Origin of the sequence: Arthrobacter sp. SLBN-83, from assembly GCF_006715285.1 — a bacterium.
Taxonomy (GTDB): domain Bacteria; phylum Actinomycetota; class Actinomycetes; order Actinomycetales; family Micrococcaceae; genus Arthrobacter.
Genome location: NZ_VFMX01000001.1, coordinates 149,682 through 163,175 on the forward strand (window position 1 = coordinate 149,682; position 13,494 = coordinate 163,175).

The 13,494-nt window shown below is 65.5% G+C and carries 13 protein-coding genes; 2 read left to right on the forward strand and 11 right to left on the reverse strand.

Translation table 11 applies throughout. The features are described from left to right. Positions 1-2 precede the first annotated feature (2 nt). The 11 genes from FBY30_RS00600 to FBY30_RS00650 all read right to left on the reverse strand — a co-directional run bounded on the left by FBY30_RS00600 (position 3) and on the right by FBY30_RS00650 (position 12,359). Complete coding sequence (locus FBY30_RS00600) at positions 3-1,334, reverse strand: thymidine phosphorylase (RefSeq protein ID WP_142130699.1); 1,332 nt, start codon at positions 1,332-1,334, stop codon at positions 3-5. Then, a complete protein-coding gene (locus FBY30_RS00605; RefSeq protein ID WP_142130700.1) occupies positions 1,331-1,753 on the reverse strand; it encodes a cytidine deaminase in 423 nt (140 codons plus the stop codon). Before FBY30_RS00605 ends, FBY30_RS00600 begins: the two co-directional genes overlap by 4 nt. 6 nt (positions 1,754-1,759) lie before the next feature. After that, positions 1,760-3,280 carry an ABC transporter permease gene (locus FBY30_RS00610; RefSeq protein ID WP_142130701.1) on the reverse strand — a complete coding sequence of 507 codons (1,521 nt, stop codon included), beginning with the start codon at positions 3,278-3,280 and terminating at the stop codon, positions 1,760-1,762. Beyond that, complete coding sequence (locus FBY30_RS00615) at positions 3,277-4,674, reverse strand: ABC transporter permease (RefSeq protein WP_142130702.1); 1,398 nt, start codon at positions 4,672-4,674, stop codon at positions 3,277-3,279. Before FBY30_RS00615 ends, FBY30_RS00610 begins: the two co-directional genes overlap by 4 nt. Continuing rightward, entirely contained in the window at positions 4,667-6,256 is a 1,590-nt protein-coding gene (locus FBY30_RS00620) for an ABC transporter ATP-binding protein (protein WP_142130703.1), read from the reverse strand. The genes FBY30_RS00615 and FBY30_RS00620 overlap by 8 nt, the downstream gene beginning before the upstream one ends. A gap of 224 nt (positions 6,257-6,480) precedes the next feature. Beyond that, on the reverse strand, positions 6,481-7,593 hold the full coding sequence (locus FBY30_RS00625; RefSeq protein WP_142130704.1) for a BMP family lipoprotein: 1,113 nt from the start codon (positions 7,591-7,593) through the stop codon (positions 6,481-6,483). Positions 7,594-7,849: 256 nt separating this feature from the next. Beyond that, on the reverse strand, positions 7,850-8,866 hold the full coding sequence (locus FBY30_RS00630) for an NADP-dependent oxidoreductase (protein WP_142130705.1): 1,017 nt from the start codon (positions 8,864-8,866) through the stop codon (positions 7,850-7,852). After that, positions 8,863-9,294, reverse strand: a complete 432-nt coding sequence (locus tag FBY30_RS00635; RefSeq protein ID WP_142130706.1) for an organic hydroperoxide resistance protein — start codon at positions 9,292-9,294, stop codon at positions 8,863-8,865. The genes FBY30_RS00630 and FBY30_RS00635 overlap by 4 nt, the downstream gene beginning before the upstream one ends. A gap of 44 nt (positions 9,295-9,338) precedes the next feature. Continuing rightward, the gene (locus FBY30_RS00640; RefSeq protein ID WP_142130707.1) at positions 9,339-9,773 is read right to left on the reverse strand and encodes a MarR family winged helix-turn-helix transcriptional regulator; all 435 of its coding nucleotides are present in this window, start codon (positions 9,771-9,773) and stop codon (positions 9,339-9,341) included. A 134-nt stretch (positions 9,774-9,907) separates the two neighbouring features. Beyond that, positions 9,908-11,125, reverse strand: a complete 1,218-nt coding sequence (locus FBY30_RS00645; RefSeq protein WP_142130708.1) for an amidohydrolase — start codon at positions 11,123-11,125, stop codon at positions 9,908-9,910. Between the two features lie 100 nt (positions 11,126-11,225). Continuing rightward, on the reverse strand, positions 11,226-12,359 hold the full coding sequence (locus FBY30_RS00650) for a mannose-1-phosphate guanylyltransferase (RefSeq protein WP_142130709.1): 1,134 nt from the start codon (positions 12,357-12,359) through the stop codon (positions 11,226-11,228). A gap of 287 nt (positions 12,360-12,646) precedes the next feature. Here FBY30_RS00650 and sdhC point away from each other — a divergent pair, with 287 nt between their 5' ends. After that, positions 12,647-13,027, forward strand: a complete 381-nt coding sequence (sdhC, locus tag FBY30_RS00655) for a succinate dehydrogenase, cytochrome b556 subunit (protein ID WP_081620212.1) — start codon at positions 12,647-12,649, stop codon at positions 13,025-13,027. A gap of 3 nt (positions 13,028-13,030) precedes the next feature. After that, the gene (locus tag FBY30_RS00660; RefSeq protein ID WP_142130710.1) at positions 13,031-13,492 is read left to right on the forward strand and encodes a succinate dehydrogenase hydrophobic membrane anchor subunit; all 462 of its coding nucleotides are present in this window, start codon (positions 13,031-13,033) and stop codon (positions 13,490-13,492) included. Positions 13,493-13,494 lie beyond the last annotated feature (2 nt).

Here is a 13,494-nt window from a genome sequence, read left to right on the forward strand (position 1 = left end):
CCCTACGCTATGCGGTCGATAATGAGCTGCTGGGCAGGCCGCGAACCTTCCGGAGCAATAACCACGGCGTGTTCCAGGGCCTCGCGGGCACGGGCGAACCGCTCCGGAGTATCGGTGAGCAGCGTCATCAGGGGCTCCCCTGCGCGGACTGTGGCACCCGGCTTGGCGTGCATACGCACCCCCGCCCCGGCCTGGACGGGGTCCTCCTTCCGTGCACGGCCGGCACCCAGGCGCCATGCGGCTACGCCGACGGCGAGCGCGTCCAGGTCCACCAGCACCCCGTCAGCGGGGGCGTACACAACGTCGGACTCCTTGGCCACGGGAAGGGCTGCCCGGGGGTCGCCCCCTTGGGCCTCGATCATCCGGTTCCAGATGTCCATGGCCCTGCCGTCCTTCAGGGCGGCTGCGGGATCGGCGTCGTGCACTCCCGCTGCGGCGAGCATTTCTTCGGCGAGCCGCACGGTCAGCTCCACCACGTCCTCAGGACCGCCGCCGGCCAGGACCTCCAGCGATTCCTCCACCTCGATGGCGTTGCCGGCAGTGAGGCCCAGCGGGGTGTCCATGTTGGTCAGCAGCGCAACGGTGTTGACTCCTGCGTCCTTGCCGAGAGCCACCATGGTTTCGGCGAGCTCGCGGGCTTTGGCTTCGTCCTTCATGAACGCACCGCTGCCCACCTTGACATCCAGGACCAGCGCGCCGGTGCCCTCCGCGATCTTCTTGCTCATGATGGATGATGCGATCAGCGGGATGGCCTCCACCGTGCCGGTGACATCCCGCAGCGCATACAGCTTCTTGTCCGCGGGGGCCAGGCCCGCACCGGCGGCGCAGATCACCGCGCCCACGTCCTGGAGCTGGGCAAGGATCTCATCGTTGCTGAGGTTGGCCCGCCAGCCGGGGATCGATTCCAACTTGTCCAAGGTGCCTCCGGTATGCCCCAGGCCCCGCCCGGACAGCTGGGGCACGGCGACGCCGAACACCGCCACCAGCGGGGCCAGCGGCAGGGTGATCTTGTCCCCCACCCCGCCTGTGGAGTGCTTGTCCGTGGTGTACTTCAGGCCGCCGTCGGGACGCCGGAGGCTGGAGAAATCCATCCGATCACCGGAAGCGATCATGGCCGCCGTCCAGCGGGCAATCTCAGCCCGATCCATGCCGTTGAGCAGGATGGCCATGTTGAGGGCCGCCATCTGCTCGTCGGCGATGGCCCCGCGGGTGTACGCGTCGATGGTCCAGTCGATCTGTTCGGGGCTCAGCTTCCCCTTGTCCCGCTTGGTGCGGATGATGTCGACGGCGTCGAACGCTTCGGCGCGGCTGTTCGGTGTTCGGTTCTCAGTCACCGGGTCTCCTCCAGGTGTTCGGGACCGAAGGCGTCGGGCAGCACCTGGTCCATGGTCTTGATGCCTTGAGTGGTCATGAGCTGCATGTCCGGGGCACGGAATTCGTACAGCAGCTGGCGGCACCGGCCACAGGGCATAAGGACGTTTTCCTCCCCGTCAACGCAGTAGAACGCCCGCAGCAGGCCGCCGCCGGTCATCTGCAGGTTTCCCACCAGGGCGCACTCAGCGCAGAGGGTCAGCCCGTAGCTGGCGTTCTCCACGTTGCAGCCGCTGACGATCCGGCCGTCCCCGGTGAGCGCGGCAGCGCCTACCGGAAACCTTGAGTACGGGGCGTAGGCGTTCTTCATTGCCGCGACGGCGGCTGCCTCGAGCGCGGCCCAGTCCACGCCTGATGCGTCATCCAGTTGTTCGTTATCCATGGACGGTCATCCCTTGACGTACGGGATGCCGTCGGCCGCGGGTGGCCTGGAACGCCCAACCAGGCCGGCCACCGCGATGACAGTCAGGGCGTAGGGCAGCATGGCCATGAACTGGCTGGGCACGGGTGAACCGATGATGGTGATGATGCTTTGCAGGTTGTCGGCGAAGCCAAAAAGCAACGCGGCGAGGAACGCGCCAATGGGATTCCAGCGCCCGAAGATCATGGCGGCCAGGGCGATGTAGCCGCGCCCGCCGGACATGTCCTTGCTGAAGGCGTCCACCGACACCAAGGTGAAGAAGGAGCCGCCGATTCCGGCGATCGCACCGCCCATGAGGACGTTGATGAAGCGGGTCCGGTTGACGTTGATGCCCACGGTGTCTGCCGCTTGGGGGTGTTCGCCGACGGCGCGTACCCGCAGTCCCCACTTGGTGTGGAACAGCCCGACGTAGACCACGATCACCGCTACGTACATGAGGTAGCCCACCAGGGACTGGCGGAACAGGATAGGCCCGATGACCGGGATGTCGGAAAGGAATGGGATGTCGATCGTTTGGAGCCGGCCCGGCTTGTTGAGGTGCTCGGGATCGGCCGTGAGCAGGGTGGAGAACAGGAAGCTGGTCAGCCCGCTGATCAGGACATTCAGCACCACGCCGACGATGATCTGGTTGACCAGGTACTTGATGCTCACCACAGCCAGGACCAAGGACACCAGAGCGCCGGCAACGGCCGCTGAGACCAGCCCCGCATAGACGTTGCCGGTAACGGTGGCCACGACGGCGGCGGAGAAGGCGCCGAGCAGGAGCTGGCCCTCGATGGCGATGTTGACGACGCCGGCCCGTTCGCACAGCACGCCGGACAGGGAACCGAACACCAACGGCACGGCCAGGGTCACTGCACCGGCGAGGAGGCCGCCGAGGGAAATGGACGGCTCGGGGTCCCGGCCACCAGCGACGATCCAGATCATGAACCCGGCAAGGAAGACCAAAGCGAAGATGGCCCCCACCCATGCCGGTGTCCGCCTGCGCTGCAGCGTCAGGAAGCAGGAGTAAGCAGCCAGGGCGAGCAGCACGATGGAGCAGATCCAGCCGAACGCCATCGAAGGCACGGTGATCTTTTCCACCCGGGCGACGCCCAGGATGGCCAAGCCCAGGACGACGACGGCGGCGATGGTGGTGGCAGGAATCCAGCGTTCCACTGCCGCGCCGGCGCGCCGCTGGCTGATCCAGCGGTAACCGACGTAGGCGGCGGCAGCCAGCGCCACGGCCAGGGTGATCCAGGCCGCTGCGGAGGAGGCGTTGGGGTCGCGTGCCTCGGCGATCTGGAATCCGGCCGATTTGGCGTTGGCCAGGAAGCCGAAGAGTACAGTGCCCAGGATGGCCAGCAGGCCCAGACCAATGCCTGCCTTCCAGCTGACCAGTTCCGTTGCGCTTACCTGTGCGCCCGTCCGTCCACGGCCGGAGGCGGGACCGGTTCCCTTTCCAGCGCCCGACTGCTTGCCGGCGGGAGATTGTGTGGTGGCGCTCATGCTGCCGCTCCGCTCTTGACGCCGCCGGTACGCGAACCTGCGGTCCCACTCGTGGTGGTTTTCTTCTTACGGGGGTTGAGTCCGAATATCGCACGGACCAGCGGCGGTGCTGCAATGAACAGCACGATCAGGGACTGGATGACGAGCACGATATCGATCGGCGTCTGTGTCTGGGCCTGCATGGCCACGCCGCCGGCGCGGAAGGCACCAAAGAGCAGCCCCGCGAAGAAGGTTCCCCACGGCGTCGAACGTCCCAGCAGTGCCACGGTGATGGCATCAAAACCGATGGAAGCGGCGACGCCGCCGGAGAGGTACTTTTCCGTGCCGGATACCTGGGCCACACCGGCAAGGCCTGCCAGCGCCCCTGCAATGGCCATCACCAGGATGGTGCTGCGCGCGACATTGATGCCCGCGGTACGGGCAGCATTCGGGTTCGCCCCGACGGCCCGGAATTCAAAACCGATCGTGGAACGGTTAAGCAGCCACCAAACGAAGACGGTGGCAAGGATCGCGGCCAGGAAACCGGCGTGCAGGCGAAATTGCGGGCCCAGCAGTTCGGGAAACAACGCCGTGGAGTCAAGGAACGGGGAGATTGGATTGGTGGAACCCTTGCGCTGGAAGGCAGGGGTGGTGAGGAGGAACAAAAGGAGGAAGCTGGCAATGTAGTTGAGCATGATCGTCACGATCACCTCATGCGCTCCGGTGCGCGCCTTCAGCAAACCGACGACGCCGCCCCAGACTGCGCCGCCGACGAGGCCGGCCAGGATGACGACCAGCAGGTGCAGGCCGACAGGAAGGTGCCAGGCGAAGCCGGCGTATGCGGCAAGGAGCGCACCGAAAATGATCTGCCCCTGTGCACCGATGTTGAACAGGCCGGCACGGAATGCCAGGGCTACGCCGAGCCCGGCGCAGATCAACGGGGTGGCAACGGTAAGGGTTTCGGTGATCGGGTAAAGTTGCGCGGCCAGGTCGGCGCCGGCCCAGTTGAAGATTGAGCCCTGCACCAGCGCGGTGTACGGACGAACGACTTCGGTCAGGAGGTCCCCGGGCCGTGCGAAGAAGTAGCCGGCCGCCGCGGCGACCTTGGGGTTGGTCACGGCCATCAGAAGTCCGCCGAGCACGATGGCCAGCAGTACGGAAAGCACGGACACCATCGCGTTGCCGGTGAAGATCTGGTGAAGCACGGGCCCGCCGCCCTCACGGTCCTGATCCCGGTTAGGCCGCTGCGTCGCAGCCGGAACAGCGGACGGCGGCATCTGGCCGCCGGCGGTGTCAAGCACCACGTCCGAGGCCACGGCTTCGGACGGGGTGCCGCCGGGCACCTGAATGTCCGCGGGCTGTTCCGCGTTGTCCTGGCCGGGCGCCTGCGGCTCCGGCGTTATCTTTTCAGACATGGGACTCTCCTTCATGGCGGGCCGGATCCGGTGCCGTCGTCGTGCCACTGTGGGCGTGGGCGGCGGCGCTGGCTTCGGCTTCTGCCGCCGGGACGCCTGCCATCATCAGGCCCAGCACATCCCGGGACGTTGTGGCCGGAACGATCCCCACCAGGCGCCCGCGGTAAAGCACGGCGATGCGGTCGGCCAATTGCATCACTTCGTCCAGTTCGGTGGAGACGATCATGACCGGCGTCCCGTGGTCCCGTTCAGCGATGACACGCTTGTGCACGAACTCGATCGATCCGACGTCGAGCCCCCGGGTGGGCTGCGAGGCGATAAAAAGGCGCAGCGGACGCGAGAGCTCGCGGGCCAGGACGACCTTCTGCTGGTTGCCGCCGGACAGGGTGCCCACTGCGGCCGACACCGACGGGGTGCGGACGTCGAATTCCTCGACCTTCTTGGCAGCGTTCTCCGCAATCACGCCGGGTTTCATGCCGACGCCACGTGCGAAGGGCGCCTTGTCGTAGAGGTCCAGGATCATGTTTTCGGAGATGGTGAACGTGCCGACGAGCCCGTCCAGGGTGCGGTCCTCGGGGACGAAGCCCACGCCCGCACCGAGTACCTGCTTCACGCTCCTGCCCAGCAATTCCTCGCCGTCGAGGGTGATGGATCCGGTCACGTGCGGCTGCACGCCCAGAATCGCCTCGGTCAATTCCGTCTGGCCGTTGCCCTGGACACCCGCCACAGCGAGCACTTCACCTTTGGCGATGTCGAACGACAAGTTATCCACGACATGCTGGCCGTTGTGGTCCGTCACGGTCAGGTTGCGGACCTTGAAAGTCACCTCGCCGGTTTTGGCCGGTGCCTTGGCCAGGGTCAGGCTGACAGTCCGGCCCACCATGGCGGAGGCCAACTCGGTGGGAGAGGCGGTGGGGTCGGCCTGGCCCACCACCTTGCCGCGGCGGATGACCGTGATGGTGTCCGAGATGGCTTTGACTTCGCGCAGCTTGTGCGAGATGAAGACGATTGATTTACCGTCCCGTTTCAGCTGTCGGATGATATCGAGGAGTTCATCGGTCTCCTGCGGCGTCAAAACCGCGGTGGGTTCATCAAGAATGAGCACTTCGGCATCACGTACCAGGGCCTTGATGATCTCGACACGCTGCTGGACGCCGACGGGCAGGTCCTCCACCATAGCGTCGGGATCGACGTCGAACCCGTACTGGTCCGAGATCCGGCGGATCTTCTCGCGCGTGGCTTCCAGGTTGAGCAGGCCGGCAGCTTTGGTGGTCTCATTGCCCAGCGCTACGTTCTCGGCCACGGAGAAGACCGGGATCAGCATGAAGTGCTGGTGCACCATGCCGATGCCGGCGGCCATCGCCTCACCGGGGTCCTTGAAAACGACAGGCTTGCCGTCGACCAGGATCTCGCCCTCGGTGGGGTCGTAGAGGCCGTAGAGCACGTTCATCAGGGTGGATTTCCCCGCGCCGTTTTCTCCCAGGAGGCAGTGCACCTGTCCCGGTTCGACCACCAAATCGATGTGATCATTGGCTACCAGGGACCCGAATCGCTTCGTAATCCCCTTCAGTTCGAGTTTCAAACCCCAACCAATCTGTGTGTTATGGATCTGCTTCGCCGTATTGTCGGCGGCAAGGCAGCGGGTATTCCCAGCCTAGTGTTGCGGATGGTTCCTGGGCAGGGCAGACAGCTGGCAATACAGGCTGCGCACAAGTCCGCTGCCGACTGGAGTTGCCAGCAAAACAAGGCGCGCTGCCCTTCGGCCGGGGTGACGGCGGAAGGGCAGCGCGCCCCGCGGTTCAATGCTTACTTGGCCGGGCTGGACTTCGATTCGACCTTGACGGCGCCGGAGATGATGTCCTGCTTGAGCTTGTCCAGGTCGGTCTTCAGGTCTGCCGGCACAGCGGAATCGAGATCGTGGAACGGGGCCAGTGCCACGCCGCCGTTTGCGAGGGTGCCGATATAGGGTGCAGCGTCGAACTTGCCGTCCTTGTCGTCCTTGATGACCGACTCCACAGCTGCAGACATGGTCTTCTGCACGGAGGTGAGGATCACGGACTTGTAATCCGGGGCCGTCAGGTAGCCGTCCGAGTCAACCCAGATGAGCTTGGCGTCCTTGCCCTTGGACTTGGCGTCAACAATTGCGCTGCCCGCGCCACCACCGACGGGGCCAGCCACGGGCAGGACAATGTCAGCACCCTGGTCAAGGAAGCCCTGGGTCAGGACCTTGCCCTTATCGACCTGCTTGAAGTCGCCTACGAAGGTGCCGTCCTGCTTGTCCTTGTCCCAGCCAATGAGCTGGACGTTCTTGCCCTTCTTCTGGTTGTAGTACTTGACGCCATCGGCAAAGCCGTCCATGAAGATTGTGACCGTAGGAATGTTGATGCCGCCGAACGTGGCAACCTTGCCGGTCTTGGAAGTGCCTGCGGCCAGATAGCCGGCCAGGAACGCAGCCTGCGCCGTGTCGTACACAATCGGCTTGACGTTCTTCGGGAACGTGGGGTCGTTGTAGTCGATGATGGCGAAGTGGCTGTTCGGGTTGGCCGTGGCGATGGACTTTGTGGCATCGCCGAGCAGGAAGCCGACGGTGACCGTGAGCTTGCAGCCTTGCTGGACCATTGAGCGGAGGTTGGGGTCGTAGTCCGTGTCAGCCTTGGACTGGACGTGCTTCTCCTGGATGCCGAGGTCCTTTACGGCGCTCTGCAGGCCCTCATAGCCGGACTGGTTGAACGACTTGTCGTCGAATCCCCCGGAGTCGGACACCATGCATGCGGTGTAATCCGACGCCCCGGCTGAACCCGAGGCCCCGGGCGAGGACGGGGCGGCGCCGCAGCCGGTGAGCAGCAGGGCGGACGCACCGAGGGTGGCCACGCCGGCCATTGAACCGCGCTTGAAGCCGGCACGGAGTGATTTCTTCAATTTTCCTCCAGGGATGATGCGAGTGGCGCTACGGGCTGGAATTCAATGAGTGTCCATTTCGGCGCTGAAATTCTGTTTTCACTGAAGGCACGCAGCACTGCGCCGGAGCGCACTGATGGCACTTACTTTAGTGGCCTGCGCCACGTCCCCATAGCACGCCGGGAGCCCATCCGGAGGATTGTTTACAAGTTGTTACCAAGCAGTAGGGGCACCGCAAAAGCGCGGTGCCCCTACTGCTTGCGGGTGGGTACGGCGGCTACAGCCGGACGAGCATCTTCCCGGTGTTTGCGCCATCCAGGAGGTCCATGAAGGCCTGCGGCGCGTTCTCGAGCCCGTCAACGATTGTCTCGTCGTAGCGCACGGTCCCGTCGGCCAGCCAGCCGGCCATCTTCTCCGCGAACTCTGCCGCGTGCTGCCGCTGGCCGCCCACCAGGAAGCCGCGCAGGGTGAGCTGCTTGCCGATCGCCTGCATCAGGTTGTGCGGTGCCGGTGTGGGCTCGGTGGAGTTGTACTGTGCGATGGCGCCGCACATGGCAACGCGGCCGCCCACGTTGAGGACCGCCAGGGCAGCCTCCAGGTGCTCACCGCCAACGTTGTCGAAGTAGACATCGATTCCGGCCGGGCCCGCTGCCTTCTCCAACTGCTCCACGACAGGACCGTCGTGGTAGTCGAACGCGGCGTCGAAGCCGAGTTCCAGGAGGCGCGCCACCTTGGCAGGTGAGCCTGCGGAGCCGATGACCCGCGAGGCGCCCATGGCCTTGGCGATCTGGCCCACCAGGGAGCCCACCGCGCCGGCGGCACCCGAGACGAAGACGGCGTCCCCGGGCTTGAACTCCGCAACTTTGAGCAGGCCGGTGTATGCAGTGAGCCCGGTCATGCCCAGGGCGCCGAGGAAGGCCGACGCCGGCGCCAAGTCCGTGCGTGCCGGGGTGGCAGCGCTGCCGTCCACCACGGCGTATTCGCGCCAGCCAAGGGAATGGACGACGACGTCGCCCTCCTTGTGTGCCGACGAACGGGACGCGACCACCTCACCCACGGCGCCGCCGTCGAGCGCTTTGCCCACGGCGAAAGGGGCGGAGTAGGACTTGACGTCGTTCATCCGGCCGCGCATGTAGGGGTCCACCGACATGAAGAGGTTGCGCACCAGGATCTGGCCGTCTTCAAGCGCGGGCAGCGGTGATTCCGCCAGTTCGAAGTTGTCGCTGGCCGGGCGCCCCACGGGACGGGAGGCGAGCCTGATTTCACGGGTGGTGGTTGCCAGGGCTGTGCTCATGCTGCGTACTCCAGGATCTTGAGGTCGACGTTGATGTTGCCGCGGGTGGCGTTCGAATAGGGGCAGACCTGGTGGGCCTTGGCCACCAGGTCCTCTGCGGTGGCGAGGTCCAAAGCAGGGAGGGCAATTTCAAGCTCGGCGGCCAGTCCGAAGCCTGCGCCGCCGTCCAGTTGCCCCAGGTGGATCTTTGCTGCCACTGCCGAGTCGGTCAGGTCCGCGCCTGCCTTGCGGCCCACCAGGCGAAGGGCTGAGTGGAAGCAGGCGGCGTATCCGGCGGCGAAGAGCTGTTCCGGGTTGGTGCCCTGGCCGTTGCCGCCCAGTTCGACGGGGCTGGCCAGGTCCACTGCCAGCCTGCCGTCGTTGCTGCGCGCGGTACCGTCGCGCCCTTCGCCGGAGGCAAGCGCCTCGGCGGTGTAGAGAGTCTTCACGAAAGATGTCCGTCCTGTTGGTGGGATGGTGCAGGGTTCAGCACTCAGAGCGATTGATGCAGTGCGGCCGTGAGCTTGCCCAGGGTGGCCCGCAGTTGTTCGAGTTCGTCCAGGGAAAGCCCGGCGGCGTCTGCCAGCCGTTGCGGGATGGCACTGGCCGGCCCGCTCAGGCTTCGCCCCGCAGGAGTCAAGTGGATGGCGACACGGCGCTCATCCTCCCCGGACCGCCGGCGCTCCACGAGCCCGAGTGCTTCCAGGCGCTTCAGGAGCGGGGACAGGGTGCCTGAGTCCAGTCCAAGTTCCCCGCCGAGTTCCTTCACGCCCCGCGGTTCGCTTTCCCACAGCACCAGCATCACCAGGTACTGCGGGTAGGTAAGTCCCAGTTCGTCGAGGACCGGCCGGTAGACCGCGGTGGCGGCCCGGGAGGCTGAGTACAACGCAAAACAAACTTGCCGGTCCAGGCGGGGCGCTTCGGTCATACCTCAACGGTAGCGCACAACTAAGTTGTGTACAACTTATCTGCGAGTGAGGCACCCGGGCTTGAACCGCCGTCGTGCTGTCCCGACGGCGGGCCGCGCCTTCTGGTGAAGGGCCAGCCCCAGAGGTGGTGGGGCTACGGGATGGAGGGCTGCTCGAGGTCCCGGATGGTCCGCAGGGCGGCGGCAGTGAGCACCCGAATGCCCAGGCCCAGGGAGCGCTCGTCCAGGATGTAGTCGCCGCGGTGCAGGTCGTAGTCCTCGCCGCCGGGGGTCTTGGTGCCCAGGCGCATCATTGCCCCGGGAAGTTCGGCGAGGAACCAGGCGAAGTCCTCGCCGCCCATGGACTGCGGGGTGAGCACCACTGCGCTTTCGCCGATTTCAGCGCGGGCAGCAGCCTCGATCAGGGCTGTCTCGTGTTCGGAGTTCACCACCGGCGGCACTCCCCTGGTGTGTTCCAGGTGCACGTCCACCCCGTAAGGCGCGGCCACCTGGTGGACCACCTCGTCAAGGAGCTCGCCGGCGGCGTGCCAGGCTTCCCGGTCCAGGCAGCGCATGGTGCCTGCCATGTAGCCGGAGCCGGGGATGGCGTTGGGCGCGGAGCCTGCGGTGATCTGCCCCCACACCACGGACACGCCACTGCGGACGTCCACGCGGCGGGACAGCACGGCCGGGACATTCACCGCAATCTGTGCCAGGGCGAACACCAGGTCCTCCGTGAGGTGGGGCCGCGAGGTGTGGCCGCCCCGGCCGGAGAGTTCGATCCGAATGGTGTCGGAGGCGGACGTGATGGCACCGATCCGGGTTCCCACCTTGCCCACCTCGATCCGGGGGTCGCAGTGCAGTGCAAGAATCCGCGGAACGCCCTCCAGGACGCCCTGCTCGATGCACGCGTGCGCGCCGCCGGGCATGGTCTCTTCCGCGGGCTGGAAGATGATCCGGACGGTGGCACCGAGGGGTGATTCCTGGTGCATACGGTTCAGGACCAGGGCAATTCCCAGCATGGTGGTGGTGTGCACATCATGGCCGCAGGCGTGCGTGACGCCGTGGTTCTTCGACGCGAACGGCAGGCCCGTTTCCTCGATGATGGGCAGGGCATCGATGTCGCCGCGCAGCGCGGTGGCGATGGGGCCTTCGCCCACGTCAACCGTCAGCCCGGTGCCTTCCAGGCGGCGCGGGTTCAGGCCGGCGGCTTCCAGCCGCTCGGCAAGCTTGTCGGTGGTGCGGAACTCCTTGAAGGACAGTTCCGGGTGCGCGTGGAGGTCCCGGCGGAATTCGATCAGTTCCGGCAGGAGCGGTTCGAGCCACGGAGCCACCAAGGCGGTGGGCTCGGCTTCAGTCGTGTAATTGCGCACTGCTTCACTCTAGCGACGGTAGGGGCTTAAGCACCCATTCACTGACGCCGCATTACATCCGGAACCTGCCGGCGCCCGAAGTCGCCGGCAGGTTCCCAGGTCAGAGGACGTCCGTGTCCCCGCTTGCCTTCAGGGCATCCACGGCGGCCTTTACCCGCTGCGAGTTGGCCATGGTGGTCACCAGCAGGGCGTCGGGGGTATCGACGATGACAACGTCCTGGATGCCGATCAGGGCGATGACGCGCTTGGTGTCGGTGACCACCACGCCGCTTGAGTTCTCGGTGAACACGCGGGCACCTTCGCCAAGGACGGTGACGTCGTCCACTTCCTTGGCACTGTTCAGCCGACCTACGGAGGCGAAGTCGCCAACGTCGTCCCAGCGGAAGGTACCAGGCACGACGGCGACGTCCCCGGCTTCGGCGGCGGGCTCGGCCACTGCGTAGTCGATGGCGATCTTCGGCAGGGTGGGCCAGATACGCGCCGTGACCTCGTCACGCTGCGGGGTGTCCCAGGCACGGGCGATTTCCTGCAGGCCCTGGAACAGCTCCGGCTGGTTGGCTTCGAGGTGCTTGAGCATCAGGGACACGGGCGCCACGAACATGCCGGCGTTCCATACGTAGTCACCGCTGTCCACGTACTGCTGGGCCACCACTTCGTCCGGCTTCTCGACGAACTCCACCACATCATGGGCACTGGGAGCGCCTTCGATGTTCAGCGCCTTCCCGGAACGGATGTAGCCGAAACCCGTGGACGGGTGGGTGGGCTTGATGCCAATGGTCACGATCTTGCCGGCGGCGGCCGTGTGGATTGCCTCGCGGACGGCCTGCTGGAACAGGTGGTCCGGGCTGATCACCTGGTCGGCAGCGAACGAACCCATGATGGTGTCGGGATCGCGTTCATGCAGGATTGCCGCCGCAAGGCCGATGGCCGCGCCCGAGTCCTTGGGCTCCGACTCGAGGACGAGGTCGGCGTCGTGGACTTCCGGTAGCTGCCGGCATACGGCTTCACGGTGGGCCTGGCCGGTGACCACCAGCATCCGGCTGCCCGCCAGCGGCTGCAGCCGGTCATAGGTGGCGCGCAGCAAGGTGCTGCCCGAACCGGTGAGATCGTGAAGGAACTTGGGAGCTGCTGCTCGTGACAGGGGCCAGAGGCGGGTCCCCACTCCGCCTGCCGGAATCACCGCAATGAAGCGGTCAAGGGGTGATGCCGGGCTTGTCACTTTGTCTGTACTCATCACGGCTACTTTAGCCGAAGGGCCGCATCCGGCTCCTGTGGCTGCGCAATGGTCCCGCATTTTGCCGCGCTCCCCCGCCCACCGCTTCCCAAAAAGCCCGCAAGCGTGTGGTGTTGGTCTCATTTCCCCCGAAAATCCGCACCAGCACTGGGCACCAATAAACGCCTAAATTGAATAAGCTGTTAGCGGAGCCTAGATTTAGGCCTGAGCTACGAGTGCTCTCGCAGCAGGCGTTCCCCCCGCATGGATCTCATGCCAGCGCCGCTGTGTTGCAGGGAGGTTTATCAGTGCCGACAAAACCAGCTGGCACCTTGTACCGCGGCCGTGAAGGCATGTGGTCCTGGGTAGGACACCGCATTACCGGTGTAGTGATCTTTTTCTTCTTGTTGGTCCACGTCCTGGACACCTCCTTGGTGCGTGTGTCACCGGAGGCCTACACCGCCGTGATCGGCGCCTACAAGAACCCCCTGATGGCGCTGGGCGAGACCGGCCTCGTTGCCGCCATCGTCTTCCACGCCTTCAACGGCCTGCGCATCATTGCGGTCGACTTCTGGAAGAAGGGCGCCAAGTACCAGCGGCAGATGCTGTGGGCAGTCCTGGCCCTCTGGGTCGTGACCATGGTTGCCTTCTCCATCCGCCACCTGTCCCTCGCCCTCGGAGGTCACTAAGCCATGACTGCAACCATCGAGAGCCCCCGCAGCGGGCGGATCGCCCCCCAGTACCGCCGCAGCGGCGGCTCCAAGGGCAACTTCGAGATGATCGCCTGGCTGTTCATGCGCCTCTCCGGCGTGGTGCTGGTGGTCCTCATCTTCGGCCACCTGTTCGTGAACCTCATGGTGGGCGAAGGCATCCACGCCATCGACTTCGGCTTCGTTGCCGGCAAGTGGGCGGATCCGTTCTGGCAGTTCTGGGACCTGGCCATGCTGTGGCTGGCTATGCTCCACGGCACCAACGGCGTACGGACCATCATCAACGACTACGCCGAGAAGACCTCCACCCGCCGCTGGCTGAAGACCGTGCTCTACGCGGCAGCCGTGGTCATCATCCTCCTGGGCACCCTGGTGATCTTCACCTTCAACCCGTGCCCCGTGGTGAACGGCGTTGCCCTTCCGGGCGGTTTCTGCCCTGCCTAGCA

What these genes read in the sequence shown, in the direction of transcription:
- FBY30_RS00650 (WP_142130709.1), bottom strand. Translation starts at nt 12,359, where the DNA reads ATGAGTACAGACAAAGTGACAAGCCCGGCATCACCCCTTGACCGCTTC.
- FBY30_RS00610 (WP_142130701.1), bottom strand. Translation starts at nt 3,280, where the DNA reads ATGAGCGCCACCACACAATCTCCCGCCGGCAAGCAGTCGGGCGCTGGA.
- FBY30_RS00615 (WP_142130702.1), bottom strand. Translation starts at nt 4,674, where the DNA reads ATGTCTGAAAAGATAACGCCGGAGCCGCAGGCGCCCGGCCAGGACAAC.
- FBY30_RS00640 (WP_142130707.1), bottom strand. Translation starts at nt 9,773, where the DNA reads ATGACCGAAGCGCCCCGCCTGGACCGGCAAGTTTGTTTTGCGTTGTAC.
- FBY30_RS00660 (WP_142130710.1), top strand. Translation starts at nt 13,031, where the DNA reads ATGACTGCAACCATCGAGAGCCCCCGCAGCGGGCGGATCGCCCCCCAG.
- FBY30_RS00630 (WP_142130705.1), bottom strand. Translation starts at nt 8,866, where the DNA reads ATGAGCACAGCCCTGGCAACCACCACCCGTGAAATCAGGCTCGCCTCC.
- FBY30_RS00605 (WP_142130700.1), bottom strand. Translation starts at nt 1,753, where the DNA reads ATGGATAACGAACAACTGGATGACGCATCAGGCGTGGACTGGGCCGCG.